The organism is Pseudoclavibacter sp. CFCC 13611 (assembly GCF_008831225.1).
In the GTDB taxonomy this organism is placed as follows: Bacteria; Actinomycetota; Actinomycetes; order Actinomycetales; family Microbacteriaceae; genus Pseudoclavibacter_A.
The window spans coordinates 706,464-732,470 of record NZ_WBKE01000002.1; the positions used below are offsets into that span (position 1 = coordinate 706,464).

Consider the following 26,007-nt stretch of genomic DNA (forward strand, 5'->3'; position numbering starts at 1 on the left):
GGCGCGCATGGGGTTGTGCTCGACGCAGACGGAGACACTGCACGAGGGCAGCTCATTCTCTCGCTGGTGCTTGACGCCCTGCCTGACGATCAGCGTCTGGTACACGTTCGTTCGATCGATGCTGCGGAGTCTGCAGCACGCGTCGCTGCGCGCATCGTGGCGGCGTCCGATAGCCCCGAGTCCGCGGCCGGGGCCGGCCTGACCACTGCCGAGCTCGGCCGGAGCATGGCCGACGCGCTGCGGCTGGCAGCCGACGGGCGCACCACCATTCTGGCCGTCGACGATCTCAGGCCGCTGAATGCCGATGTGCTGAATCTGCTCGCTGAGGCGGCTCGCGCCTGCGACGGCTCGGTTCGTCTGCTGGCCGTCTCGACGAACGGGGACGTTCCGCCTGCGTTGGCAGGGGTGCAGCGGCTGCGACTGGAACCGCTGACGTCACGGGAGCAGATGCTCCTCGCACGCAGACACGGCGTACGAGCGGATCCGGCTGTCGTGCAGATCGTCGGGCATCTCAGCGACGGCAATGCCGACTCCATGCTTCGACTCTTCGAGCACGTCAACGGTGCACAGCTGCAGGGCACCAGGTCGCTGGCGAAGATCGAGCGCTTCTTCGCTGAGAGCCCCGAAGGGCCGCCGCCCTGTGAGAGCTCATCGGACAGCGCGCTCTCCTCGGCCGATTCCGCGACCGGCATAGCGCCTTGCGACGTCGTTCGCCTGCTGAGCTGCTCGCGCTATCTGCCGATCGCCCTGATCAGCGACCTGCAGCCCGGAGGATGGCCTGCGGTGCAGGAGCTGATCTCGAAGCGGGTGGTCTCGACCACCGGCGACGTCGCCTCACTCGTGAGTCAGCGGCTTCGCGCTGCGACGTACTGGGGCATGAACGCCGATGCGCGGCAGCAGATGCTGCAGCGTCTGGTAGCGGCGACGTCTGACGGACCGGAGCTGCTGCATCTCTGGTTTCTGCTGTGCGGCTCGGAAGAGGCCGCTGACTCAATCTCTGTGTCACACCGCCTGATCGCCAGCCTCCCCGGCGCCCTGGCCGCGGTCGTCGACGGGCCTGCCGCCGAGGTGCAGCTCGTCCAGGTGCTCGAGGTCATGGAGCACGTCGCCGATCTCGTGCACACTGACGAGTCGCTGGTAGACGACTGGCTCAAGGCACTGCGGCTGCTGGGCACACGAGGCTTCGGCGCCCTCGCGCGGCGATATCTGCGCATGGCGCCGACGACGCTGGCCGATCCGCAGACTTCGGTCGCGAGAGCCCATCTCGATCTCAAGCTCGAACTGCTGGAAGACGGGCGCATCGACCTCTCGAACGTCTATGCGACGGTGCATCTCTACGGCGAACTCGCGCCAGCGGCGACACTGAGCATGCTCGCCGAGCTGGCTGCGCGGTCACTGCTGCTCTGCCACGTTCGCGACGCGCGGCAGCTGCTGCAGCTTTCCGATCAGCTCCCGCAGACCGACACAGTCGCAGCGCGTATTCTGCAGCGCGCTCGGTCGCTCATTGCGCAGCTGACGCTGCAGGATGCGACGGCACCGGGCGAGCAGCCAGCGACGTCTGCACCCCAGACGAACCGGGTCGAGAGGCAGAAGCCCACACAGCCTCCTGCGGATCATGCCAGGCCACGCCTCAGTCGACGGCGCACGCTCAGCGTCCTGGAGCTGCTGCTGCAGGCTCAGGGGCATCGCCTGGCGGAACGCTGGCAGCAGGCGCGCGACACCTGCGCTCTGGCTCTCGAGACCGCCGACGGCCTGCGCCTGCACGTCGAATCGACGCTCTACCTGCTGGTCGAGATCGAAGTCGCGGCCGGGTGTCTCTCGGCCATGCGCTCGACCTTCCAGCGACTCGAGAGACACGCGACCTCCCGACTGCGCAGTCTGCAGCACACATGGGCCGCAGCGTGGGCAGCGTTGTCCCTGGGAGACTCGGCTCGTGCCAGACGTCTGCTGAACGAGACGATCGAACCGGCCCCAGAGCCCGGCAGCTCGGTGCAGCTCGCGCGAATTCAGGCGCTGCTGGGCAAGCTGCTGCTCGCCCACGATCCTCGCAGGGCCCTGCGGCTGCTGCAGAGCGCACGTGCTTCGACGGCTGAGATCGCGCTGCCGAGCGTGATGCGCCTGCATGGCGACGTGATCGAAGCAGCCCTGCAATGCGGCAGAACCGCGGCCGCACAGGATGCCCTGTCAGAACTCGTCATCGCAGAGGCACACTCGCCTCAGCGATGGACCTCGCTGACGATCGACCACGCCGTCGCAGATCTCGAGACGCTGGGCATCGACGTCAGCGGCATCTGCCTGGTCGCCCCCACCGTGGCAGAGCAGTGGCAGATCGCCTTAGCCCCGCGGCACAAGGCCGCCGGACAGCTCGAGTACGCGACGACAGCCGTGGGCTATGCACGTTGGCTCTTCATGATCGGTGACGTGAATACCGGTCGCCAGGCGATCGAATACGCAGTCACCGCGTTCGAACAGGCTGGGCTCGTCACCGGCGAGAAATCGGTGGAACGGGACATACTCGCCAGCACCCGGCTGATCCGCGAGGCCGAACCCGAAACCGAGGGGTTCCTGATCAGACAGCGCGAGACGTCGTCTGTCGGACTCTCGAGGCTGGATGACGAACAACGCCGGGTCGTGGAGTACGTGCGAGCCGGGCTGCGCACGAAGGACATCGCCCAGCGCCTGTTTCTGTCGGTGCGCAGCGTCGAGCTTCGGCTCACGGCCGTCTACCGCACGCTGGGCGTGCGTTCGCGTCGCGAGCTGCTCACGCTTCTGGGCGAACTGCCGTCGGGACACGACGGCTCTCCTGTGTGATGGCAGCGGCAGCGATCTCGGGCCGACGATCCGGACTGACCCAGCTGCCGCTTGAGCGCCGGCGCCCGAGCGCGCGGAGCAGCGACCGCAGACAGCGGCTCGCGTCGTAGATGCGCATGAACGGATAGAACGGTGCGAACAGCAGCATGCCCCAGCGTCGCCCGAGCACACTGCTCACCAGCGTGATCAGAAGGTCGGGAAGCCAGAGCCCGGCAAGCAGCAGCAGCGGCGGCAACTGACCGATGACCGCGGCACCCCAGCCGTTTGCGTCGAGGCCGAGCCAGACCGCTGCTGCGCACGTGACCGAGACCACGAACACGGGCAGCCAGAGCAGCATGATCAGCGAGCTGAGCACCAGCTCGAGTGCGTGCAGCAGCACGGTCGCCCAGAACAGACTGGGCCGAGGCCGGTGCCGCAGCAGCGTCTGCCAGAACCCGAGAGTCCACCGGCTGAGCTGTCTCGTGTAGTCGACCAGCGTGTCAGGATCCTGTGTGTAGGCGATCGCGGCATGCGGATGGAAGGCCACCCGGCCGAGACTGCGAGCGTGCACCTCGAAAGTCATGTTGTAGTCTTCGATCACCAGCCCCGGCGCATCGATGTCGATCTGACGAAGAGCCCGGGAGCGATAGAGACTGGCGAATCCCGGCACGATGTAGACCGCGTTGATCCACGGGGCGGCCTGGCCGTATTTGTGCAGATACTGCACGACGGTGTATACCCGTTCGCGGTACCAGACCAGTAGGCGTCCAAAGAGCGATCCGGCGGCTTCTGGATGCAGGGTGCGTGCCCGTCCGGCTACTGCGGCCACATCGTCATCATCGGCGAGGCGAAGCGCAGTGATCGCGTAGTCGTCGGCCAGATGCGTGTCGGCATCGAGCAGCAGGACGAACTCGTACCGGTCGGTGAGGTGAAAGTGTGCGATGCCTGCGGTCAGCGCACCAGCCTTGCCACGATTCGGGGTCAGCTCAAGCACCCGCACACCGAGCCGACGTGCGATGTCTGCAGTTCCGTCGATCGACCCGTCTGAGATGACATGGATCTGCTCCGGTGAGAACTGAGCCAGCGCGCGCCGCAGTGACGCCTCGAGCACGGCCTCTTCGTTATGTGCGGCCATCAGAACGGCGATGTCGCCGTTCGACCACCGAGGAACGGCCGACCTCAGACGCTGCCGTCGTCGTTCGCCGCGCTCCGTCACCCAGCGAATGACGCCGATGACGCCCCAAATCATCGTGGTGACCCCCACGATCGCCAGCATGAACACGATCAGACCCCAAGCCATGATCACACTCCCCTCCTGTGTCTTGTGCCCTGTGTCCTCTGCACTGGGCCCCGGGCCCTCTGAACTGGGCCCTCTGAACTGGACCCTGTGCACTGGGCACAGACTTCGTCGTCTTCGGCGCGATGCCTCTTACGCTACGGACAGGGCCTCGTCGACGGGGCCCTCGTCTCCGCACTCTCCCCGCAGCCGTTAAACGGTTCCGCTTCCCACACAGGCGAAATCGCGCAGTGCATCCGCAGACCCCGTGGCGCTCTCCGCAGGCGCTGCACCGGTTCTCCGCAGGAGGAGGCAGACGGCTCCGCAGAGCGACCGACGAGGGCGGCCGCACCGCTTGCCCGACTGCAACGCCGAAGTGCACGCTCAGAGAGCAACAGTGACGCAATGGTGCGTGAAGGGCGGGGAACATTTCTCCGGCGGAGCGCCCCCAACCGGAGAGTGGACCACCGTGGAACTCACATCGACCAGACAACAACTCAGCGCTCAGCGCGCACGGCTGGCGCTCAGCGCGCTCGGAACCGTCACCGAAGACCGCTCAGGCGCGACCACAGCAACGACCTTCACCGATTTCGACTACGACGTCGCGATTCTGGGTCTCGGCTACGTCGGTCTGCCGACGGCTCTCGCCTACCGCGCGGCCGGTCATCGCATCGCAGGCATCGACGTATCGGAGCAGCGCGTTGCGGCGATTCGGCGTGGCGACGTCGATCTGATTCCGAGTGATCGAGTGCTGCTGGAATCACACCGCGACAGCGACGGACTGCTGCTGACCACCGACCTGTCGGCGCTGCGGCGTGCGGCTGCGGTGATCATCTGCGTGCCGACCCCGGTCAGCGATGATCTGAGCCCGCAGCTCGGCATTCTGCACAGCGCGTGTCTGACGGTCGTGGCCAACGCAGTCACAGGGCAGCTCATCGTGCTGACCTCGACGACCTACGTCGGGTGCACCGAAGAGCTCGTCGTGCAGCCGCTGCGAGATCGCGGCATGAAACCGGGCGAAGACGTCCACGTGGTGTTCAGCCCGGAGCGCATCGACCCAGGCAACGTGCAGTTTGGCCACGAGGCCGTTCCTCGCGTCATCGGCGGCGTCAGCCCCGCCTGCGCAGCCCGCGCGGTCGACCTGCTCGGCTCGGCGGTCGAGCAGACGCACGTCGTGTCGTCGCCAGGCCATGCCGAGATGACGAAGCTGCTCGAGAACACCTTTCGCGCGGTGAACATCGCGCTGGCCAATGAGTTCGCCGACATCTGCCGCGAGCTCGACCTCGACGTCAGCGCGGTGATCGATGCGGCGGCCACCAAGCCCTACGGCTTCATGAAGTTCACGCCCGGCCCCGGGGTCGGTGGGCACTGCATCCCCTGCGACCCGCACTACCTGCTCTGGCAGCTGCGGCGTCAGCGCGTCGCCGCGCCCATGATCACCCAGGCGATGCACGAGATCAGCCACCGCCCGGGTCGCGTCGTCGATCGAGCGAAAGACCTGCTCGCCGAGAACGGCATTCCGCTGAGCGGAGCGCGCGTGTTGGTCGTCGGGGTCGCCTACAAGCCCAATGTCGCGGATGCTCGGGAATCGCCCGCCATCGAGATCCTGCAGCGGTTCTGGAGCGCGGGCGCACTCTCGCGCTACTACGATCCGCTCTTCCCCGCAGTGACGCTGCCAGACGGCCACACCCTCACCTCTGTGCCGAACCCCGGTGCCAACGACCCAGACATCGTCGTGCTGCACACGCTGCATCGCGACATCGACCTCTCGTGGATCACTCCGAAGACCCTGGTGCTTGACACGACCTACGGTGCGACCGACATCGCGCACCGCAGCGTGCTCTGAACGCGGGCCGCACTCATACAGCCTGACCCGGCATCCCCCGATGACCACGGCAACCCGCCATCAGCGGCAGCGACGCCGCCGCACGAACACGAAGGAACACACATGCACACTCTCATCACCGGCGGCGCCGGCTTCATCGGCAGCCACTTGGCCGAATATCTGATCGGTCAGGGCGACGACGTCACCGTGCTGGACAACCTCAGTACGGGACGACTCGCCAACCTCCGTCAGCTCAGCCGTGACTCCAGGTTCGGCTTCGTCGAAGGCGACGTTCGCGACCCCGAACTCGTCGAGAGTCTCGTCGCACAGGCCGACCGTGTCTTTCATCTGGCGGCCGCCGTCGGCGTGCACGTGATTCTGGACGACCCTCTGGGCAGCCTGCGCACCAACCTGCACGGCACAGAGAACGTGCTCGCAGCGGCAAGCAGGCACCAGACCCGTGTGCTGCTGGCCTCGACCAGCGAGATCTATGGCAAGAACACCGCAGACAGGCTGCATGAGAACTCGGATCGCATTCTGGGGTCGCCTCTGTTGAGCCGCTGGACGTACGCCGCAGCAAAGGGAATCGACGAGGCCTTCGCACACGCGTACTGGCGCAAGCACGACCTGCAGGTGTCGATTGTGCGGCTGTTCAACACGGTGGGGCCGCGACAGACCGGCCGCTATGGAATGGTCGTGCCCAGACTCGTGCGTCAGGCCCTGAATGACGAGCCGCTCACCGTCTACGGCGACGGCGAGCAGACACGGTGCTTCTCATTCGTCGGCGACGTGGTGCCTGCGCTCGTGGCGGTCGAGGAGCATCCTGACTCAGCGGGCAGAGTCTTCAACCTCGGCGGTGCCCAGGAGATCTCGATCAAGGCGCTCGCCGAAGAGATCATCGATGTCACCGGCAGCCGAAGCAGCATCGAGCACATCCCCTACGACCAGGCCTACGGCGAGGGTTATGAAGACATGCGGCGCCGGGTGCCCGACAACACCGCTGCCAACGAACTGGTCGGCTTCGTTCCGAAGACCTCGGTGCGTCGCATCATCGAGCTCGTCGCCCAGGCGATGCTGCGTGATCAGGCCGACCGGGCCGGCGCTCTGGGCAGCAGGCCCGACGGTGCCGGGGCGACCGCCGAAGTCACGCACCGCACCCTGGCAGCCGAGGGTTCGGCGTTGTGAACCGCGCAGGGGTGCGAGCCGCGCGCCGTCGGCTGGCGGTGACGGCCGTCGCCACGTTCTTCGGCAGCGTGGCCTTGGGCGTGGGCGTCGTGGCGATGCCTCCCACCGACGGCGTCAGCGCATCGAGCGATGCGGTCGCGGCGATCGCCGAAGACGGGCTCAGCCCGCACTCGACCGACGTCCCTCTGCTCACACCTCAGGAGGCAGGCGTGCAGCGGCTGACGAACACTGCACCTGCGATCGTGAGTCTGACCTTCGACGACGGCACACAGGATCAGGTGCTGGCGGCGAACATCCTGGCCAGGCGCGGGCTGGTCGCGACGTACTTCGTCACAACGGGCCAGACCGGTGCACCTGGCTTTCTCACCCGCGACCAGCTGCACGGTCTCGCCGATCTCGGCAACGAGATCGGCGGGCACACCGTGCACCACCTCAATCTGCCGAGCGTGACGCAGAACGAGGCACGCCGTCAGATCTGCCAGGATCGCGAGAATCTGCGTCAGTGGGGGCTGCCCGCGCAGAGCTTCGCCTACCCGTACGCGGCGCACAACGATGAGGTTCAGCGCGCAGTGCGCGACTGCGGCTATGCCTCGGGGCGGGGTCTCGGCGGAGCGGTCGGTTCGGGCGAGTCGATGCGCCTGGCCGGAGAGGCGATTTCGCCGGAGGCCAAGATCGTCGAGTCGCTGCGACCTGAGAACCCGATGGTGACGCTCGCACCCAACATGTTCGATAGACGATCAGGCATCGAGGCCTATCAGAAGGATGTCGAAACCGCTGTCGGGGTGGGGGCCGGTTGGACACAGCTCACGTTCCACGGCATCTGCGAGCGAGAGGCGACCACCTGCGCGGAGATCATGGTCACCGAGCAGGAGCTGGAACGGCTGGCCGACTGGCTCGTCGAACAGGTGGTCGCAGGGCGCGTCGCGATCCGCACGGTTGGTGAGGTGATCGACGCCGACCCAACGGCTCCTGTGCCGAGCGCCTACCTCTCAACCGGCTCGGCAGGCGATCCGAACGCCGAGCATGCGGCGTTCACTCCGAGACGAAGCTCCGAACCCGGGCGCAGAGTCAGCGATTTCACACATCAGAATGCCCAGGGAACGCCCATCTGCTGGAACGGCTTCGCCTACGGCGACAACACCGCGAACTTCACCATCACCTCGAAGACAGGCCACGAAGGGCAAGAGGCGCTGCACCTCGAACTGACGGCGAACGGGCCCGGCGAGGCGAAGTGGCTGCCCATTATGGACCTCGGCGAATGCTCGCTCGCAGCCGAAGGCGGGCAGAGCAAGGAGATCACCTACACTGCGCGAGGTGGTGGGTCGCAGAGCCAGCCGGTGGCGTTCGTCCGAGACCAGACCGGCAGATGGACGTACTTCAGCGCTGGCCGATTCACCCCGCTGGGCGAGGAATGGTCCGAACTCACCTGGAAGACCCCCGACCTGCCCGCAGACACGACAGCGCTCGCGGTGGGCATCGCCCTGCAGCAGACCGGCTGGAACGAGGTGCGCCAGATCACCGTGCAATGACGGTGATTTGCCAGAAGGCCGGTTCAGCTGAGACTGTTGTCGCATGACCTCCCCCGAAGCGCCCCGGTCCGATCCTCCGTCAGACGGAGGCGACCAGCACGCTTCGGGGTCTCGCGGCGCAGGTGCCCAGTTGACCGCCTCTGACTCGGCGTCACCGGTGCTCGGGCTGCACCCTCGCGCGCTGAGTCATCCGGTGTGCCCGCGAGCCAAGTCGATGTGGCGGCTCAACGCACTCATCACGAACGTCGGCATCCTCGCTGTGCTCGTCGTGGCGGCGCTGCTCTGGGAGCCCGTGCGCATCTGGTCGCTGATCCTGGCCGCGGTCACGGTCGTCTCAGCACTCGTCGAGATCTTTCTCGCGCCGAGCATCCGCTATCGGGTGCACCGCTGGGATCTGACCGACCAAGCGGTCTATGCCCGATCCGGCTGGATCACACAGCACTGGCAGGTCGCTCCGTTCTCCCGTATTCAGACGGTCGAGGCCAAACGCGGACCGGTGCAGCGCATGTTCCGTCTGGCATCGGTCAAGGTGACGACGGCCAGTGCGAGTGCCGACGTGACGATCGTCGGGCTCGATGAGCAGGATGCCGACAGCCTGGTGCAGTCGCTGACCGAAGCGACCCAGTCGACGCTCGGTGACGCGACATGAGCGGCGAGAGCGAGCATCCGACGACAGGACGCTCCGAACCGGAGTGGCATCGGCTGAACCCCCGAACAGCTCTGGTCGGGGTCGTCAATCTGCTGCTGCGCGGCGTACCGGTCGCGATCGCGGCGATCGTTCTGAAGAACGCAGGTGATGGCTTTCCCTTCGCACTCGTGGCGCTGATGGTCGGCCTGCTGCTGCAGCCGGTGAGCTATCTCGTTCGGTATGCGACGTTTCGCTATCGCTTCACCGAGCGTGAATTCGAGGTCACGTCGGGGCTGCTCTCGCGAACGCGACATCGGGTGCCGCTCGAGCGCATCCGCACGGTCGAGATCGAGTCGCGGCTGCTGCACCGGCTGCTGCGGGTCTCGGTGGTGAACATCGCGACGGGTGAGGCCAAGGCCGATCAGCGGATCAAGCTCGACGCCGTCGACCAGCATCATGCCGAGACGCTCCGAAGCCTGCTGCTGCGCCAGCGTGCTCCGAAAGATGCGCAGATCGTGCCCGCCGGCGGGTGGCCGGATGCCACCGGCAGGCCGGAGACGTCTCACTCAGAGCCGGGGCATCCTTCGACACTGCAGCGGAGCGTGGACGAGCGCGGTGTCTCGAACACGGCGCGCGACGACGTCGAGACCCCGATCATCGCGCTGCGCGGGCGCTGGGCGTTCTACGAGATCTTCACGGTGCGCACGCTGACGATCCCGCTGATTCTGTTCGGTGCCTTCTGGCAGCTCGTCGAGAACTTCAACCTGCTGAGCGGTGAGCAGATCGAGGGACTGTACACGTCTGCGCAGCGCGCGTTCGTCGGGCTCGCGCTCGCGGCGCCGCTCGTGGTCGCCGTCCTCGTACTGATGAGTCTCGGCGCGATCACGCTCTTCTTCGTGAACTGGTGGGGCTTCACACTGGTGCGCAGCGGTCACCGGTTCGTCTCGCGTCGCGGTCTGCTGACGACGAAGACCTCGGCCGTCGACGCACGACGGATCCGCGGCATCACAATGAGCGATTCGATCGTGATGCGGCTGGTACGGGGCGTACAGCTGGTGCCCATCACGACCGGTCTCGGCGGGCTCGGCACGTCGAGCGGCACAGGCGGCGGGCCAGCCTCGAACGACGCGCGGCTGCTGCCGACGGTCGGTCGTACCGAGGCACACACCCTCGCCGAGATTCTGCTGGGTGACTGCGACGGCGGATGCGATGATGGCCGTATCGCGGAGCTGCCGGGTGGCAGCATGCCGACCGATGCCCAGCTGTTTCGCAGAGGATGGCTGAATCAGCACCCCCTCGTCGCGCTGCGGCGGCGGCTGATCCGGCTCTGGCTCTGGGACCTCGTTCTCGCGGCGGTCTGTGCGGCGTTCGTCTTCGGTCTGGGGTGGTCGGCAAGTCTGCTCTGGGCGCCTGCGGCTCTTGCGGTGCTGCACATCGGCGTTGCGTTCGGAGACTACCGCCAGCTCGGACACCGGCTGATCGGCGTTGACGATCGCGGAGCATCTGTGGGAACCGTCATGAGACCGACGATCTGTGTGCGCCAGGGATTCGTGCTGCGCAAGGTGCATCTGCTGCAGCTGCGAGGTGTCTGCGGCGTCGCCGTCGATCAGTCCTGGCTGCAGCGACGTGCCGGAGTTGCGACGGTGATTCTGAGCACCGCGGCTGGAGAACACGCGTACCGTGTGCGTGACTGCAGCGAACGCCAGGCTGCCGAGATCCTGCGTGCAGCAGCCGGCGACGAAGCGCTGAGTCGCTGACAGTCGCGCTTCCTGCACCTCTTCGCAGGGAGCCGTGACCGCACAGGAGATCGCCCGACAGGGCGACTTCCCCACTGTGTGGACACCTCAGCCGCCACGGCGGCTACTTGGCAGCCACCTGCAACGAGGTGATCCTGCCGTTCGCGTCGACGGTCGCGGTATCCGTGCCGGTGATGGCGAACACGTGGCCGTCGGCGTGACGTCCAGCGACAGCCCACTCGACGACCACTCTCGTCGCATCCGTCGACCGCGAGTTCCAGACGTGGTGAAGCTCTGTGTTGCGAGCGAAGAACGTGTGAAAGAAACTGCGGATCGCCTCAGCACCCGTTGCCGACTCCCCGCGCCCTGAGACCAGCGTTGCGTCAGGTGCGAAGAGACCGACGAGCTCCTCGAAGTCCTGCGGGTGCTGGCCAGCGGTGTTCGACAGAGAGAAGTACCGATCCAAGACATCCGTCGGCGAGTTGCCGCTCATAATAGGCCTCTTTCTGGCACATGCGGGCGCCCTGCAATTCCGGGCACCGCAACTACCGGCGCTCATCGTAGTTTCGTGCTCAGACGCGGTCAAGGGTCTGTTCGTGGCTGCCTTTTGGTGCCTCGGGACGCAGAGAGATCTGAATTCTGTTCGCCTCCAACCCGAAGCGCGGGGCCAGTCTGCTCATCTCCGCCGACAAGGCTGGCCGGACGAAAAGGGCTGCGACGAGCCCGGCGACGATGGGCCGATCAGGCGTTGCTTTCAACCCAGTCGCGCAGGTGTCTCAACGGCGCCGACGCACTCTGCCCGAGCTCGGTCAGCGCATACTCGACGCGGGCGGGAACCTCGGCATAGACCGTGCGCGTGACGAGACCGTGCGCTTCGAGCCGCTTGAGCGTCTGCGAGAGCACCTTCGGGCTGATGCCCTCGAGGCGACGTCTGAGCTCGCCGTTGCGCAGCGCGCCTTCTTCGAGTGCGCCGATCGCCAACGCGCTCCACTTGTTCGCGAGCAGATCGAGCATGTCTCGACAGGGGCACATCGCCGCGTAGACGTCGTTGCGTTCGCACTGGGATTCGAGGGTGGTCATGAACCTATGGTATCCAAAGGGTACCGGCTGCCCTTGACGGTAACCAGTATGCCGTCGGCACAATGGGTTCATGACCACGACAACAGCCATCGGCTACGAAACGAACCTGCCCGCCACCGCTCCGGAGGCACTGATCGAACGTGAGGTCGGCGTGCCCGAGCCCGGCCCGCATGACCTGCTCGTCGCGGTGGATGCCGTGTCGGTGAACCCGGTCGACGTGAAGCTGCGAGCGGGTGCACCTGCCGAGGGGTTCAGAGTGCTCGGATTCGACGCCGTCGGCACGGTTCGTGCGGTGGGACCGGAGGTGACCCTCTTCGCCCCGGGAGACCATGTCTTCTACGCCGGAAGCATCGATCGCCCCGGCAGCAATCAGCGTCTGCAGCTGGTCGACGAGCGCATCGTCGGGCACGCACCGAAGAGCCTCACCGCTGAAGACGCCGCAGCCCTCCCGCTCACGGCACTCACAGCATGGGAGACGCTCTTCGACCACTTCGGACTGACCGCGGATTCAGAGGGGTCGCTGCTGATCGTGGGTGCTACAGGGGGTGTCGGCTCGATCATGGTGCAGCTGGCCGAGGCGCTGCTGCCCCATGTCGAAGTGATCGCGACGGCTTCGGACGCCGAGCGTGCGAAGTGGGTGCGCGAACTCGGTGCCGAGCACGTCGTGAACCATCATCAGAACCTGATCGAGCAGGTCACCGCAATGGTGCCCGAGGGCGCCGACTGGCTCTTCACTGCGCATTCACACGGCCAGATCGATACCTATGCGCAGATCGTGCGGCCGTTCGGCCAGGTCGTGGCGGTCGACGATGGGCCTCGTGACGTTTCCCCGCTCAAGAGCAGGAGCATCGCCTGGCATTGGGAGTTCATGTTCACCCGCGCCATGCACCGCACACCAGACATGATTCAGCAGCATCGCATCCTCGAGCAGGTCGCCGATCTGGTCGATCGCGGCCTCATCACGACGACAGCAGCGGTCAGGCTCTCCCCCATTTCGGCATCCACGCTGCGCGAGGCGCACGAGATCGTCGAGACAGGCCATGTCGTGGGCAAGGTAGTCGTCAGCGGGTGGGGCGACGAGGTCAATGGCTGAGGGACACTCACCGGGCGCGCCGATGGCCGGAAAACTCAGAGCGTGCGGAGCCAGGCACGGATGCGGCCGCGCGCGTTAGCATACGGTGATGACGTGTTGAATGAGATCATTCGCCCCATGGTCCACTTGCCATACCATGGTCGACCGTAGAGATCAGCGTCAGAGTAGCCGTCGATCAGCTCGATAATGGCACTTTTCGCGTCGCGTAGTTGCGTGCGCAGCTGTTCCCATGAGTCATCTGCGTGAGCTGCGTAGTAGCGCTGCGCCAGCGATCCCAGCTCGTTCCACTTGATGCCAGGTGCTGGGAATTCGTCCGGAAGGCCCGCGGCTCTGCGCCGGTGCCATGTGAGCACCTGCTGATTCCATCCGATGAGATAGGCGACCAGATCGGCCGGGCTCATGCATGTGTTCTTGACGTGTCCGTCGAGTACAGGTTCTCGCACTGAGGCGAGTGGCACCCGATCGAGATCTCGCTCGAGCTGAGCGAACGTCTTGTCGATCGCGGCAAGGAGCTCGGCTTTGGTCGCTGGAACAGACATTCCACTCCTATCGCTTCGACGCTGGCTCTCAGGCTGACGCTGGTGCTGTTTGCCCCGCTGCATCTGTGGACCCAGAAGGACTCGAATCCCATGCGCTGAAACAGGTCGAGTCCTGCGGAAACCTCATGGTAACAAACGAGATTGTGTGCTGGTGAGGCCGAGAATGTGGGCACTTCGGCGCTTCTCAATGAAGCCACAGAACCAACGCGACGGAGGTGAACTCCCCCCCCCCCTACGCTTCACCAGATAGACGCCATTCACACGGCTCGCGATAGCGGCGAGAGCGTCTTGTCGATCGTGAGGCGGTTCGAGGTGAGCCAGATGACAGTGTGGGAGAAGACGCGGACGGCGACCGTCGAGGATGGCTCATGAACCGCCGCAACTGAGCTCACCAACATTTGCTTGAGTCGATATCGAGTCCGATCTATACTGGGGGCATGTCTTGGGATGTGCGGCTCTGGAACGACGTGGAGTCGTGGGTCCTGGGGCTGGATGACGAGACCTACAACCTGGTCGCCGCCGCGATCACCCGACTGGAGTCCGAAGGACCGACGCTCGGGAGGCCCACGGCAGATCGGATCAAGGGTTCCCGGCATCACAACATGAAAGAACTGCGACCTGGATCGGCAGGGCGCAGTGAGATCAGGATTCTGTTCGCCTTCGATCCGAAACGCAGGGCCATCCTGCTCATCGCCGGAGACAAAGCGGGCAGGTGGAAGCAGTGGTACGACCAGAACATCCCGATAGCCGACGACAGATTCGATGAGTGGCTGACAGAGGAGGAGTGAGATGAGCACCAAGACGAAGACCGCAGCGTGGAGTGATGTGCGTGCCAAGCGTCCCGTCGACGAGCAGGCCGTTGCCGACCACGTCGCACGCATGGAGGCCGAGGAGCGCGCCTACCGGCTGCGTGAGATCCGCGAAGAGCAGGGCATGACGCAGAAGGAACTCGCCGAACGCATGGAACTGACCCAGCCCACGATCTCGGCCCTGGAGTCCGGCGATCTCGATCGTTCCGGGCTTGCGACCCTCAAGTCATACGTCGAAGCCCTCGGCGGCACCATCGAAGTCACGGCTACATTCGGCAGCCGGAAGCTCCTTCTGTCGCCTCGCACATAACTCCTGCTCAGCCTGGCGGCCGATGTAGGCAATCAAATAGCCGCAAGCCTTTGTCTCCAGGCTCTGCGAGCCATGCCCCGATCCCCGTCGCGATCTGATCCAGACCTCGATCGACCAGTTCAGTGAAAGGGAGTAGATCCATCTGCGTGTATGCCTGCACGGGCGTCAGAATGTTGACCTCCGTTGGTAGGGTCGCGGCGATGTCACCGAGCCCAAGGTGAAGCCAACCGTTTCGCAGCCGGCGGAATGGCGCGTCAACGATGGTCCGCAAGTCCGCAGAGTCCGTGAGCGCATGAACATGCTTTGCAGCAAGAGGTTGGAGAATCTCGGGGCGAGCAGCCAGCTGCTGGAGTGACCGGGCCGCATGGTGAAGTACGACAAAACGATGTTTCAGCGAGGCCGCATCACACGACCCACAACACTCTGCGTGCGCCCAGCGACGAGAGGCCTGAACAGTCGACAGGATGCTGACGACGGCCATCGCAAGATCCGGCTCCAGTTGTCCTCCGAAGATGGCAGGGACAACCTTCGCGATCTTCCCGTCCCACCAGGTCAGCGATTCAGAATCCTTGTTTCCGTGAGTCCGAAGCTCGTAGCGACCCTCACCGACAAGCGCGGTTGTCAGTTGGCCGATACCCATCGCGAGATCGTGAACATGAGGGCCCCAAGAATCCACCTTTACGACACGGTCCGGCGGCAGCCCGACCATGAAGTGTCCAGTGACGTTCGTAAGAACCAATTCGGGCCCATCGGCCAGCACCGCAAAGTCGTCACGAAGAAAGTCGAACAGCCGACCTCGCCTGTCATCGGGATAGAACGCAGTATGTGTAGCAATACCCAGCGCGTGGAAGTCACCGACCACGTCATCTAGTTGACTTGCACGCCGCACGTCGAAGAACTTGCCCCCATGTCGTGCTGCAGTCGCAATCTCGAGCTCCCAGCCCAGTTCCAGTCGACACGCATGCACATCGCTGAGAGTCTTTGCCGTCTCATACGCGACCATCGCGCCCCATTGGGCGAATGGCCAGGTACGAGGATGGTTCTCTGCACCGAGTATGCTCCCCGCCACATAGCGGAGGTCGCTCGCAGCAATCGCTAGTGACAGTTTCTCGTGAAGTTCCATATCCTCGAACCTACCGAGAACACCACACATCTTTCAGACGACGGCCACGCCCCTGCCTCTGTCGCTCCCTAGCCGCTCTTGTGTGAGGTACTCCCGGCCGCTTGAGCACCGCCACGCACACCTATTGTTGAGCGGTCACGCCTCTTGCCGATCGGCGAGAGCTACCGCACAGGGCGGCGTCTGGCTTTGTCACCGCGACGCCACGTCCGCGGGAAGAACCTGACATGAAGAGCCTCGTCGCGCTCGTCTTGCATCTGGCCGATGAGCTTCATGCGGACGAACTAGCCCAGCAGCGCACGAGAACCGCGCGAGACGATCACAGCCAGCCGACCCGCACTCGCAGCGTTCAGGTCGAAGAAAGGAATGACGATGATTCTTCTACTGCCAGCACCCGAGGCTGAGATACCATCCGCATTGACGGTCATGACATACCAACGAGTCTCGACCAAAGAGCAAGGGTCGAAGGGCGGTCGGGATGAAGGCTTCTCGATCCCGGCGCAGCGGGAGGTAAATCAGTGCAAAGCCGACATGCTCGGCGGAAGCATCGTGGCGGAGTTTGTTGACGCTAGGGAATCCGCCCGCTAGGCCGACCGACCCGACTTGAAACGGATGCTCGACTACGCAAAGCCCATCGGGTGAACTACTGCAACGTCCACAAGGTCGACCGGCTCGCCCGCAACTGCTTCAATAATGTCGAGATCTAACGAGCCCTCATCGAAGCAGGCGTCACGTTGGTGTCCGCGACGAAGAGCATAGCCGAGACCCCGTCGGGCATGTTGTTGCACAGGATCATGTCGTCGATCGCCGAGTTCTACTCGAAAAACCTCACCACCGAAGTCAGCAAGGGGCTCCGGCAGAAGGTCGCCACCGGCGGCACCCCGATGCGCACCCATCGGGGACTTCAACGTTCGCAAACGCGATGCCCAAGGGCGCGAGCACCGCACCGTGGAACTCGACCCGCTCCGCGCGCCGCTGATCAGGTGGGTGTTCGAGGAGTACGCGAACGGTGATTGTGTCGTCCTCGACCTGCACTCGGAGATCACCGCGAGAGGGCTCACGACCGCGCCGACGAGGAACCGGCCCCGCACCAGGTCGGACGTTCGACGTTCTTCAAGATCCTCCGCAACCCGTACTACATCGGCACGGTTCGTTGCCGGGGCGCAGAACACCCCGGCAACCACGAGCCCCTCATCGACATCGAGACCTGGCAACGAGTCCACACCCTGCTGGGCTCCAGCAAGACGGCGCGGGAGCGCAAGCGCGCCCACGACCACTACCTGAAAGGCAGCCCCTTCTGCGGCGTATGCGGTTCACACCTCCAACTCGACTTCCTCACCAACAAGCAAGGCCACCACTACGCCTACTCCGTCTGCTCCGGGCGCGCCTCGAAACGCACCACCTGCACCCGCCGCGCAATACCCGTCGGGCTTGCGGAGCACCTCATTACCGACTGCTACCGGAGCATCACGATCACCGAAGCGCAGTACGCAGGGCTCGCGGCATGAGTCGAGGCCGCGGTCGACGAACGCCTCGCTGCGCGAAACACGGAACTGGCGAAACTGGTCGCGACGCGGAAGCGATTACAGGACGAGAGCGACAAGTTCCTGGCGGCGCCCTTCGCTGACGCCATCGACCTCGACACGCTCACACGCACCGACGACCAGTGTCGACGCCACTCCAACTAAGCGTTCACGAACGGCATCGAGATCAGCCAAGACGAAGAAACCAGAATTCGCCTAGCCGAACCGTTCACCATAGCGGAACTCACACCTACGCATGTCGCGAGTTCTCGCACGCCTGAAACTGTGGGCCCAGAGGGACTCGAACCCCCGACCCCCTCGGTGTAAACGAGGTGCTCTAACCAACTGAGCTATAGGCCCGCGACACCCAACTGTAGCCGAAGTCGAAGTGCATCAGGTTCGGACTCGCTCAAGACACCGTCGCCGATCGCTCCATGTGGTCGCGGATCGCTCCAAATCGGCGAATTTCGAGCGATCCGCGCAGGTGACGAGCGATCTGCGCAGGTGCCGAGCAAAACCCGCCCTCAATCTCAGCTCACAACCGCCGCGCCCACTCCTCATACCAGCCGATCGGCCGCGCCTGCCCCGAGGCGGTCTCGATGCGCGCGCGAACAGCGCCTGCAGCATCCACCGCCAGCGACACGCGCCGAGCCGCACCCGTCACGTCGTCGAAGGCATCGCACGCCTGCGCGAAGCCCCCATGCGGCCAGTAGTCGGCCACGAGATCGAACGGCCGCGGCTGCTGCACATGCCACGCCGCGAGGGTCGGCTGCGGGTCGGTGCTGACGGCCAGAATGCGGATGCCCAAGGCAGGCGCCGCATCGGCGAGCTGATCGAGCTCTCCCGCACACACCGGCGTGAACGCATGCGGATAGAACACCACGAACGCAGGCGCACCGAGCAGATCAGACCGCCGCACCGACTCCCCGTGCTGATTCAGCAGGTCGAAATCCGGCAGCGCCGCGAGGTGCGGGGCGTCGAGTGTCTCAGAGGCGCAGTCGTCAGTCACGCGCCCAAGCCTAGCGCCGCACCGCTCGTGCGACACCGGCTCGGGCCAGCCGGTCTGCGACGCTGATGCCGAGCCAGGTGCCGACCACGCAGCTCGCCAGACAGAGCGCGAAGAACGCGATCTGCAGACTCAGTGGCAGAGCCCACAGCTGATAGACCTCGGCCGCGAGCACCGGATAGAGCACGCCGACGAGAGCCGCGCCGAGATAGTGCTGCCAGGTGTGCCAACGTCGGTAGGCCAGGATGAGAAAGCCGATCTCGGCGAAGAAGGCCCACCAGACGTTGGTCGCGACACTGGCGAACCCGTAGCCAGAGGCGGGGATGAGTGCGATGCCCGAGACGAGTCCCGTGAGCACTCCGGCACCGGGCCGTCGCACCAGGCGCAGCGCGATGACCGCAGGCAGCAGCCAGATGCCGGCCAGCGCCATACCGGCTACCGGGGCCGCGGCGAACAGCACCGTCGAGACCCAGTTCGCCGGCAGCAGGATCAACGCCCCTGCCACGCCGATCGCCGCACAGATGAGCAGGTATGTCGTCGAGACGCGTTTCATCACTTCTGCTTCGCAGGCATGCGCCAGTAGCCGACGAAGCTGATGTGCTCTTTGGGAACTCCCGCTTCGACGAGGTGGCGGCGTGCCGAGGTGGGCAGCGCCTGCTCCCCCACGATGAACGCGTGCACGGGCGGCGCTGGCACCTCGATCTCGCGCAGAGCGGCGAGTGCCAGCGTGCCCGGTTTGACGTGTGGGCGGTCGGATGTCTCACGCACGACCCAGCGCACGTCGACGCCGGCCGGGTGCGCGAAGTCGAGAGCATCACCTGCTGCGGGAACTTCGGCGATGACGGTGCCGACTGCATCGGCCGGCAGCGACTCGCAGATGCTTGAGACCGCTGGCAGCCCAGTCTCGTCACTGACGAGCAGCACACGGTCGGTGCCCTGCTCGGGGGTGAAGACGATGCCCTCGTCGATCAGTGCGACGGGGTCGCCGGGCTGGCAGTTCTGCGCCCACGTGCTGGCGGGGCCTGCGGTGCCGTCTTCGGCTGAGCCGTGCAGCACGAAGTCGACGTCGATCTCGGCGGTGCGGCCGGCCGTCAAATCTGCGGGGCGAAACGCCCGCACCGAGTAATTGCGCATGATGGGGCGAACACTCTGCGGAATCGTCGCAAGGAACTTGAAGTACCCCATGGTCTTGTTGGCGTTGGCCGGCACTCGGTCGAGCGCCTCACGCGCATCGTCGGTCGCAGCGGCCGGTATGAACAGACGGAACCATTGGTCGAAGCCCATCGGCTCGAAGAGCGCGCTCTGCCCGCCGCCGAGCGTCACACGCATCCAGTGCGCCGAGATCTGCTCGGTGCGAACGACTTCGAGACGCAGCAGCTGCTGCCGAGTGGGTTTTCTCATCGTGCTGTATCTGGCCATGGCAGCAATCATCTGACATTGCTGAGCAAAGCGGAACCCCGGAGGTCGCCCGCGCCCGGCGATACAATGTAGCGGCTCGGCATCGTCGCAGGGCAATCCCCACTCTCCTGTCGAAAGGCCCTGCGTGACTTCGTCGCCTCAACTCGATACCGACCGGCGCACGACTGTCGATTCGAAACTCGGTGCCGGCCCGTCACACGGGCTGCGTCGTCACCTGGGGCGCCTCGACATGGTGCTCCTCACGATCGCCGCAACCCTCGGCATCGACACCATTGCCGAGATCGCCACAGGTGGTGGGCTTGAATCACTCACATGGGTGGTCATTCTCGCGGTCACATTCCTGTTTCCCTATGGCCTCCTCATCAGTGAGGCTGGCAGCACATTCCGTCAGGAGGGCGGCCCCTATGTCTGGGTGCGCCTGGCCTTCGGGCGCTATGCCGGCGGGCTCGCCTCACTGCTCTACTGGGTCACCAACCCGATCTGGCTCGGCGGCTCGCTCGCATTCATCGCGGCTGCCACGTGGAACGCACACATCGCGCCGCTGCCCGCCGGCAGCCTCTCCGACATCCTGTTCAAACTCACGTTCGTCTGGCTGGCGATCGGCATCGCGATCATCAGCATTCGATTCGGCAAGATCCTGATCAACATCGGGGCCATTGTGAAGGTCGGTCTGCTGGCTGTGCTGGTTCTCACTGCTGCGCTCTATGCGCTGCAGCACGGTGTGCAGCCGATGGATGCGTCGCTTCTGCGACCGACAGCTGGCGGTTTCTTGACCATCGCCCCGGTGCTGTTGTTCGCTCTGCTGGGCTTCGAGGCCGCCAACGGCGCGGCCGAAGAGATGCGCAACCCGAAACGCGATGTGCCGAGGGCCATCGGTGCGGCTGGGCTGACCTCGGCCGTGTGCCACCTGCTGCCGATTCTGGCCCTTCTGGCAGTGCTGCCGGCTGATACGCTCAGCGGCGATTCGGGCATTCTCGACGCACTGGGCGAGGCATTCAGCGTGTACGGCCCCGCCCAGCCGGTGCTGCTCTGGCTCTCGGCCGTCGCACTGCTGTACATCGTGCTCACGCAGGGCAGCGCGTGGATGATCGCCTCAGACCGTGTGCAGGCCGTCTCTGGTGCAGATGGTGCCTTTCCGCAGTATTTCGGGCGTTTCAACACGGCGCTGGGCACACCGCTGAGAGTGAACATGCTCTCAGGCATCATCTCGACGGCTTTCACCCTGGTGGCGACGTGGGTGGCGACCAGCTCGTCGAGCTCTGCGTTCTCAGTCGTGCTCTCAGTCGCGACCACCACACTGCTGCTGAGCTACCTGCTCATCCTGCCATCGGTGTTGAGGCTGCGTCGTCGTTTCCCAGACGTCGAACGCCCCTACGTCGTACCCGGCGGACGCTGGGGTGCTGTGGTGGCAACCGTCATCACGCTCTTCTGGATCGTCATCGGCTCGTTCGTGGCGTTGGCTCCCGGGGTGCTCGAACAAATGTTGGGGCTGCCGTACGACTTCGGCGAGCAGTGGGGCGTCTCACGTCTCGCTGTGGAATCACTCACGCTCGGAACTCTGGGCGTCCTGCTGGCTGCCCACACCATTGGGTACCTCTTCGCACGACACCACCGGCGTGTGAACCATGACGGTCTCACTGCAGAGCAGCTGTTGGAGAACGGATTCTCTGAGGTCACACGAACGGTGCGCCTTGCCGGTGCGTCTGCTCCGGAAGGCGCACCGCGTCGCTGAACCGATTGCGTCAATGCTGGTGTCCGCTGACGCGACGGCGAGCACTGGCACGGCACGTCCACAGCGAGCAGGCACCTGCACACAGCGAGCAGGTGAATTCACACGGCGTCGGGCACCGTGTCAGGGAGGCCACGTTCACCCCGTACACTGAGAGGGTCTTTCCACAGTGGAGTGGTGACGCGCTGTTCGACGCGTTCCGGCACCTGCTGTGGCGTTCCCGCCGGCGCGAGCCGCGCATCCCCGAAGCGATCAGATCGTATTCGGTTGCTCGGCGAAGCCACTGGGATGCTTGTCGCTTCCCTTACACTGATCTGTGGTCAACAACCAAACGAAGGTGAGGAACTGATGGCGGTAAACAGCCAGGATCCGTACGAGCCCGACTACGTCGACAGTGATGTGGACGAGACGCGCGAATGGCAGCAGTCGCTCGACGAGCTCGTATCGGCCCACGGTCGCGGACGCGCGCGTGAGATCATGATGAGTCTCATCAAGCGGTCCAAAGATCTGCAGCTGAACGTGCCGATGATCCCCACGACCGACTACATCAACACGATCGCGACCGAGAACGAGCCGGCCTTCCCCGGCGATGAAGAGCTCGAACGCAAGTACCGTCGCTGGATCCGCTGGAACGCCGCCGTGCTGGTGCATCGCGCACAGCGCCCGGGCATCGAAGTCGGTGGGCACATCTCGACGTACGCGTCGTCTGCAGCGCTCTACGAGGTCGGTTTCAACCACTTCTTCCGCGGGCCGAATCATCCGGGCGGTGGTGACCAGATCTTCATGCAGGGTCACGCCTCTCCTGGCATCTACGCTCGTTCGTTCCTTGAGGGGCGTCTCAGCAGCGAAGAGCTTGATGGCTTCCGTCAGGAGCACTCAGTGCCGGGCGGACTTCCCTCGTATCCGCACCCGCGGCACATGGACAACTACTGGCAGTTCCCGACCGTCTCAATGGGCATCGGCCCGATGAACGCGATCTACCAGGCGCAGGCCAATCGATACCTGCACAACCACGGCATCAAAGACACCTCGCAGCAGCACGTCTGGGCGTTCCTGGGCGATGGTGAGATGGACGAGCCTCAGTCACGCGGTCTGCTGCAGGTCGCAGCGAACGACCAGCTCGACAACCTGACCTTCGTGATCAACTGCAACCTGCAGCGACTCGACGGGCCGGTGCGCGGCAACACGAAGATCATCCAGGAGCTCGAGTCGTTCTTCCGCGGTGCGGGCTGGAACGTCATCAAGGTCGTCTGGAGTCGTGAGTGGGACGAACTGCTTGCGCGCGACACCGATGGCGCACTCGTCAAGCTGATGAACGACACCCCAGACGGCGACTTCCAGACCTACAAGACCGAAGACGGCGCATATGTGCGCGAGAACTTCTTCGGGCGCGACCCGCGCACCCTCGAACTCGTCAAGGACTACTCCGACGATCAGGTCTGGGCGCTGCAGCGCGGCGGTCACGACTACCGCAAGGTGTATGCGGCCTACAAGTCAGCCATGGAGCACACCGGGTCGCCCACAGTGATCCTCGCTCACACCATCAAGGGCTACGGCCTCGGCCCCTCGTTCGAAGGCCGCAACGCCACGCACCAGATGAAGAAGCTGACGGTGGACGACCTGAAGACCTTCCGCGATCACATGCGCATTCCGATCAGCGATGCACAGATCGAGGCCGAAGACCACTGGGCGCCCCCGTACTATCACCCCGGCAACGACGCTCCCGAGATTCAGTACATGCGCGAGCGGCGTGCAGAGCTCGGCGGCTACATCCCCGATCGTCAGAACCACCCGACCCACATCGACCTGCCGCCCAAGAAGGCCTACGGCTCGGTCAAGAAGGGCTCGGGCAAGCAGAAGGTCGCCACCACGATGGCCTTCGTGCGTCTGCTCAAAGATCTGCTCGCACAGAAGGGCTGGGAGAAGCGATTCGTGCCGATCGTGCCCGACGAGGCCCGCACCTTCGGCCTCGACTCGTTCTTCCCCTCGAAGAAGATCTACAACCCGCACGGCCAGCACTACACCTCGGTCGACCGCGAGCTGCTGCTGGCGTACAAAGAGAGCCCGCAGGGTCTGATCTACCACGTCGGGATCAACGAGGACGGCGCGGCCTCTGCGTTCACGGCGCTCGGCACGTCGTACTCGACGCAGGGCGAGATCATGGTGCCGGTCTACCTCTTCTACTCGATGTTCGGCTTCCAGCGCACCGGCGACGTGCTCTGGGCGGCGACCGACGCACGAGCCCGCGGATTCCTGCTGGGTGCGACAGCCGGTCGTACGACGCTGACCGGCGAGGGCCTGCAGCATGCTGACGGTCACTCCCCGATTCTGGCGTCGACCAACCCCGCAGTCATCACGTACGATCCCGCCTACTCATACGAGATCGCGCACATCGTCGAGAGCGGCCTCGACCGCATGTACGGCGGCACGCATCCGAACCCCGACGTGATCTACTACCTGACCGTCTACAACGAGCCGATTCAGCAGCCTGCCGAACCGGAAGACGTCGACGTCGAGGGCATCGTCAAAGGCATCCACCGCGTGGCGCTGGCTCCTCGCGGCGAGGCGCAGGGACAGATTCTCGCCTCGGGCGTCGCCGTGCCGTGGGCGCTGCAGGCGCAGCAGATCCTGGCCGATGACTGGAACGTGAACGTCGACGTCTGGTCGGTGACCAGCTGGAACGAGCTGCGTCGCGACGGCGTCGCCGCCGAGGAGCATAACTTCCTGCATCCCGAAGAGACGCCGAAGACCGCCTTCGTCAGTGAGAAGCTGCGCGGCGCGAAGGGCCCGATCGTCGCGGTCACCGACTTCACGAAGGCCGTGCCCGATCAGATCCGCCAGTTCGTCGACCAGCCCTTCGCCACGCTGGGCGCCGACGACTTCGGCTTCAGCGACACCCGCGCCGCAGCCCGCCGCTACTTCAAGATCGACGCTGAGTCGATCGTGGTGCGCATGCTGCAGCAGCTCGCCGAACAGGGCGTCGTCAGCCGACAGGCCGCGACCGAGGCCATCACTCGCTACGACCTGCTGAACATCCCGTCACCCGAGATCGAGGCTGAATCAGCGCATGAGTGATCACACCGCCGCGGGCGGTGGCAGTCGGGCCAGCGATCGTTCACAGACGCTGACCCGACTGCGCTCAGTGAGCGGAGAGATGGCGACGGCCACGCTGCAGCGTCTCGACGAGACCCTGCCCTGGTACGCTGCGCTGCCGCCCGCCCGGCGCTCGGCGATCGGTCTGGTCGCCCAGTCGGGCATCCAGTCGTTCATTAACTGGTTCGCCAGTCGCGGCCTCCCGAGCGACTCCGGCACCGCCGAGAGCGAGCCGACGTCGGCCGAGGCATCGCATCCTCATGCGGATGCGTGGGTCGCGGCCGACATCTTCGGCAACGCCCCGAGAGAGCTGATTCGGTCGGTCTCGCTGCAGCAGACGCTGCAACTGGTGCAGGTCGTGATCTCGGTCGTGCAGGAGCAGTTCACCTCGGACGACCCCGAGCTGCGACTCGCCTTTCTCACCTACTCGCGCGATGTGGCCTTCGCCGCCGCAGATGTGTATGCGAAGGCGGCCGAGGCGCGTGGGCAGTGGGACGACCGCCTGGAGGCACTGGTGGTCGACTCGGTGCTGAACGGTGAGTCGGCCGATGAGCTGCCCAGTCGCGTGGCCGCTCTCGGCTGGCAGGCCGTCGGCGAGGTCAACGCCGTGATCGCCTCGGTGCACGGCGTTCCCGATCTCGACCAGCTGCGCCGTCAGGCCCGTCAGCTCGGCGCAGAGCTGCTCGTGGGCGTGCAGGCAGATCGGCTCGTTCTGGTGCTCGCTGAATCAGAGCACGAAGAGGGCGTGGAACGTTCGGCGGCCTTCTCAGTGCAGCGGGTCGTCAGCGGCCTGATGTCGCACTTCAGCGACGGTCCGATCGTTATCGGCCCGCCCGTTCCAACGGTGCTCGAGGCGAGCACCTCGGCCCAGGCAGCCCAGGCCGGCTTCACCGCGGTCGCTGGCTGGCAGTCGGCACCGCGGCCCACACTCGCCGACGACGTACTGCCCGAGCGTGCGCTTGCCGGCGACCCCTTGGCACGCGTCACGCTGATTCAGCGCGCCTATCTGCCGCTGGTGCAGCAGACCACCGACCTGCTCGGCACGCTGCGCGCCTATCTCGAGAGCGGTCGTTCGCTCGAGGGCACGGCTCGGGCTCTCTATGTGCACCCCAACACGGTGCGCTATCGGCTGCGTCGCATCGCAGAGGTGGTCGGTTGGGATCCGACCGAGCCACGCGACGCGCTCATTCTGCAGACGGCGCTGATTCTCGGTGCCATCAATGACACCCATGAGTGATTGCGGCTGTTTATCGGTTCCTGCTAAAGGGCTCCAGGCGATTTCGTGCGGATTCTCCACACAATACTGGGGTCTATGTC

22 protein-coding genes and 1 tRNA gene are annotated in these 26,007 nt (G+C 65.0%); 14 read left to right on the forward strand and 9 right to left on the reverse strand.

The window, feature by feature from the left end; translation table 11 throughout:
* The first annotated feature begins 15 nt into the window (after positions 1-15).
* Entirely contained in the window at positions 16-2,811 is a 2,796-nt protein-coding gene (locus F8O08_RS07495) for a helix-turn-helix transcriptional regulator (RefSeq protein ID WP_158037956.1), read from the forward strand.
* On the opposite strand, the gene F8O08_RS07500 is transcribed toward F8O08_RS07495, so the two are convergent.
* Positions 2,762-4,090: a glycosyltransferase gene (locus F8O08_RS07500; protein WP_158042961.1), complete on the reverse strand. Its 1,329-nt coding sequence runs from the start codon at positions 4,088-4,090 to the stop codon at positions 2,762-2,764. The genes F8O08_RS07495 and F8O08_RS07500 overlap by 50 nt on opposite strands.
* Positions 4,091-4,535: 445 nt before the next feature.
* Between F8O08_RS07500 and F8O08_RS07505 the strand changes: the two genes are divergently transcribed.
* From F8O08_RS07505 to F8O08_RS07525, 5 genes are all read left to right on the forward strand, one after another.
* On the forward strand, positions 4,536-5,912 hold the full coding sequence (locus F8O08_RS07505; RefSeq protein ID WP_225733416.1) for a nucleotide sugar dehydrogenase: 1,377 nt from the start codon (positions 4,536-4,538) through the stop codon (positions 5,910-5,912).
* 102 nt (positions 5,913-6,014) lie between these two features.
* A complete protein-coding gene (locus tag F8O08_RS07510; protein WP_158037954.1) occupies positions 6,015-7,076 on the forward strand; it encodes an SDR family NAD(P)-dependent oxidoreductase in 1,062 nt (353 codons plus the stop codon).
* Positions 7,073-8,605 carry a polysaccharide deacetylase family protein gene (locus tag F8O08_RS07515; RefSeq protein WP_158037953.1) on the forward strand — a complete coding sequence of 511 codons (1,533 nt, stop codon included), beginning with the start codon at positions 7,073-7,075 and terminating at the stop codon, positions 8,603-8,605. The genes F8O08_RS07510 and F8O08_RS07515 overlap by 4 nt, the downstream gene beginning before the upstream one ends.
* A gap of 43 nt (positions 8,606-8,648) precedes the next feature.
* Positions 8,649-9,254, forward strand: a complete 606-nt coding sequence (locus F8O08_RS07520) for a PH domain-containing protein (RefSeq protein ID WP_225733604.1) — start codon at positions 8,649-8,651, stop codon at positions 9,252-9,254.
* A complete protein-coding gene (locus F8O08_RS07525; RefSeq protein WP_158042962.1) occupies positions 9,251-10,990 on the forward strand; it encodes a PH domain-containing protein in 1,740 nt (579 codons plus the stop codon). The genes F8O08_RS07520 and F8O08_RS07525 overlap by 4 nt, the downstream gene beginning before the upstream one ends.
* 103 nt (positions 10,991-11,093) lie before the next feature.
* On the opposite strand, the gene F8O08_RS07530 is transcribed toward F8O08_RS07525, so the two are convergent.
* Complete coding sequence (locus F8O08_RS07530; RefSeq protein ID WP_192496868.1) at positions 11,094-11,462, reverse strand: nuclear transport factor 2 family protein; 369 nt, start codon at positions 11,460-11,462, stop codon at positions 11,094-11,096.
* A gap of 248 nt (positions 11,463-11,710) precedes the next feature.
* Complete coding sequence (locus F8O08_RS07535) at positions 11,711-12,049, reverse strand: winged helix-turn-helix transcriptional regulator (protein ID WP_158037950.1); 339 nt, start codon at positions 12,047-12,049, stop codon at positions 11,711-11,713.
* A gap of 70 nt (positions 12,050-12,119) precedes the next feature.
* On the opposite strand from F8O08_RS07535, the gene F8O08_RS07540 reads away from it, so the two are divergent.
* A complete protein-coding gene (locus F8O08_RS07540; protein WP_158042963.1) occupies positions 12,120-13,142 on the forward strand; it encodes a zinc-binding alcohol dehydrogenase family protein in 1,023 nt (340 codons plus the stop codon).
* Between the two features lie 35 nt (positions 13,143-13,177).
* On the opposite strand, the gene F8O08_RS07545 is transcribed toward F8O08_RS07540, so the two are convergent.
* Positions 13,178-13,681, reverse strand: coding sequence for a ClbS/DfsB family four-helix bundle protein (locus tag F8O08_RS07545; RefSeq protein WP_158042964.1), 504 nt, complete (start codon positions 13,679-13,681; stop codon positions 13,178-13,180).
* A 437-nt stretch (positions 13,682-14,118) separates the two neighbouring features.
* Between F8O08_RS07545 and F8O08_RS07550 the strand changes: the two genes are divergently transcribed.
* Positions 14,119-14,469 (forward strand): type II toxin-antitoxin system RelE/ParE family toxin, encoded by a 351-nt coding sequence (locus F8O08_RS07550; protein ID WP_158037947.1) that lies wholly within the window; start codon positions 14,119-14,121, stop codon positions 14,467-14,469.
* Between the two features lies 1 nt (position 14,470).
* Positions 14,471-14,800 (forward strand): helix-turn-helix domain-containing protein, encoded by a 330-nt coding sequence (locus tag F8O08_RS07555; RefSeq protein ID WP_158037946.1) that lies wholly within the window; start codon positions 14,471-14,473, stop codon positions 14,798-14,800.
* 7 nt (positions 14,801-14,807) lie between these two features.
* Here the strand turns inward: F8O08_RS07555 and F8O08_RS07560 are convergent, their stop codons facing one another.
* Positions 14,808-15,923, reverse strand: a complete 1,116-nt coding sequence (locus F8O08_RS07560) for a hypothetical protein (protein WP_158037945.1) — start codon at positions 15,921-15,923, stop codon at positions 14,808-14,810.
* A gap of 734 nt (positions 15,924-16,657) precedes the next feature.
* On the opposite strand from F8O08_RS07560, the gene F8O08_RS07565 reads away from it, so the two are divergent.
* Positions 16,658-16,933, forward strand: coding sequence for a recombinase family protein (locus tag F8O08_RS07565; RefSeq protein ID WP_192497733.1), 276 nt, complete (start codon positions 16,658-16,660; stop codon positions 16,931-16,933).
* Positions 16,934-17,428: a recombinase zinc beta ribbon domain-containing protein gene (locus tag F8O08_RS07570; RefSeq protein ID WP_158042965.1), complete on the forward strand. Its 495-nt coding sequence runs from the start codon at positions 16,934-16,936 to the stop codon at positions 17,426-17,428. It begins immediately after the preceding gene.
* A 301-nt stretch (positions 17,429-17,729) separates the two neighbouring features.
* Here the strand turns inward: F8O08_RS07570 and F8O08_RS07575 are convergent.
* The 4 genes from F8O08_RS07575 to F8O08_RS07590 form a co-directional block, all read right to left on the reverse strand.
* Positions 17,730-17,803: transfer RNA gene (locus tag F8O08_RS07575), tRNA-Val, on the reverse strand.
* A 175-nt stretch (positions 17,804-17,978) separates the two neighbouring features.
* Entirely contained in the window at positions 17,979-18,452 is a 474-nt protein-coding gene (locus F8O08_RS07580; protein WP_225733414.1) for a redoxin domain-containing protein, read from the reverse strand.
* Positions 18,453-18,462: 10 nt separating this feature from the next.
* The gene (locus F8O08_RS07585; RefSeq protein ID WP_158042966.1) at positions 18,463-19,002 is read right to left on the reverse strand and encodes an ECF transporter S component; all 540 of its coding nucleotides are present in this window, start codon (positions 19,000-19,002) and stop codon (positions 18,463-18,465) included.
* On the reverse strand, positions 19,002-19,850 hold the full coding sequence (locus F8O08_RS07590; RefSeq protein WP_225733605.1) for a siderophore-interacting protein: 849 nt from the start codon (positions 19,848-19,850) through the stop codon (positions 19,002-19,004). The genes F8O08_RS07585 and F8O08_RS07590 overlap by 1 nt, the downstream gene beginning before the upstream one ends.
* A gap of 142 nt (positions 19,851-19,992) precedes the next feature.
* On the opposite strand from F8O08_RS07590, the gene F8O08_RS07595 reads away from it, so the two are divergent.
* The 3 genes from F8O08_RS07595 (at position 19,993) to F8O08_RS07605 (ending at position 25,927) form a co-directional block, all read left to right on the forward strand.
* Positions 19,993-21,600: an APC family permease gene (locus tag F8O08_RS07595; RefSeq protein ID WP_225733412.1), complete on the forward strand. Its 1,608-nt coding sequence runs from the start codon at positions 19,993-19,995 to the stop codon at positions 21,598-21,600.
* Between the two features lie 345 nt (positions 21,601-21,945).
* Positions 21,946-24,672, forward strand: coding sequence for a pyruvate dehydrogenase (acetyl-transferring), homodimeric type (gene aceE / locus F8O08_RS07600; RefSeq protein ID WP_158037940.1), 2,727 nt, complete (start codon positions 21,946-21,948; stop codon positions 24,670-24,672).
* Positions 24,665-25,927 carry a PucR family transcriptional regulator gene (locus tag F8O08_RS07605; protein ID WP_158037939.1) on the forward strand — a complete coding sequence of 421 codons (1,263 nt, stop codon included), beginning with the start codon at positions 24,665-24,667 and terminating at the stop codon, positions 25,925-25,927. Before aceE ends, F8O08_RS07605 begins: the two co-directional genes overlap by 8 nt.
* Positions 25,928-26,007: the final 80 nt, after the last annotated feature.

What these genes read in the sequence shown, in the direction of transcription:
- F8O08_RS07500 (WP_158042961.1), bottom strand. Translation starts at nt 4,090, where the DNA reads ATGGCTTGGGGTCTGATCGTGTTCATGCTGGCGATCGTGGGGGTCACC.
- F8O08_RS07510 (WP_158037954.1), top strand. Translation starts at nt 6,015, where the DNA reads ATGCACACTCTCATCACCGGCGGCGCCGGCTTCATCGGCAGCCACTTG.
- F8O08_RS07520 (WP_225733604.1), top strand. Translation starts at nt 8,649, where the DNA reads ATGACCTCCCCCGAAGCGCCCCGGTCCGATCCTCCGTCAGACGGAGGC.
- F8O08_RS07525 (WP_158042962.1), top strand. Translation starts at nt 9,251, where the DNA reads ATGAGCGGCGAGAGCGAGCATCCGACGACAGGACGCTCCGAACCGGAG.
- F8O08_RS07530 (WP_192496868.1), bottom strand. Translation starts at nt 11,462, where the DNA reads ATGAGCGGCAACTCGCCGACGGATGTCTTGGATCGGTACTTCTCTCTG.
- F8O08_RS07535 (WP_158037950.1), bottom strand. Translation starts at nt 12,049, where the DNA reads ATGACCACCCTCGAATCCCAGTGCGAACGCAACGACGTCTACGCGGCG.
- F8O08_RS07540 (WP_158042963.1), top strand. Translation starts at nt 12,120, where the DNA reads ATGACCACGACAACAGCCATCGGCTACGAAACGAACCTGCCCGCCACC.
- F8O08_RS07545 (WP_158042964.1), bottom strand. Translation starts at nt 13,681, where the DNA reads ATGTCTGTTCCAGCGACCAAAGCCGAGCTCCTTGCCGCGATCGACAAG.
- F8O08_RS07550 (WP_158037947.1), top strand. Translation starts at nt 14,119, where the DNA reads ATGTCTTGGGATGTGCGGCTCTGGAACGACGTGGAGTCGTGGGTCCTG.
- F8O08_RS07555 (WP_158037946.1), top strand. Translation starts at nt 14,471, where the DNA reads ATGAGCACCAAGACGAAGACCGCAGCGTGGAGTGATGTGCGTGCCAAG.
- F8O08_RS07560 (WP_158037945.1), bottom strand. Translation starts at nt 15,923, where the DNA reads ATGGAACTTCACGAGAAACTGTCACTAGCGATTGCTGCGAGCGACCTC.
- F8O08_RS07585 (WP_158042966.1), bottom strand. Translation starts at nt 19,002, where the DNA reads ATGAAACGCGTCTCGACGACATACCTGCTCATCTGTGCGGCGATCGGC.
- F8O08_RS07590 (WP_225733605.1), bottom strand. Translation starts at nt 19,850, where the DNA reads ATGAGAAAACCCACTCGGCAGCAGCTGCTGCGTCTCGAAGTCGTTCGC.
- aceE (WP_158037940.1), top strand. Translation starts at nt 21,946, where the DNA reads ATGGCGGTAAACAGCCAGGATCCGTACGAGCCCGACTACGTCGACAGT.
- F8O08_RS07605 (WP_158037939.1), top strand. Translation starts at nt 24,665, where the DNA reads ATGAGTGATCACACCGCCGCGGGCGGTGGCAGTCGGGCCAGCGATCGT.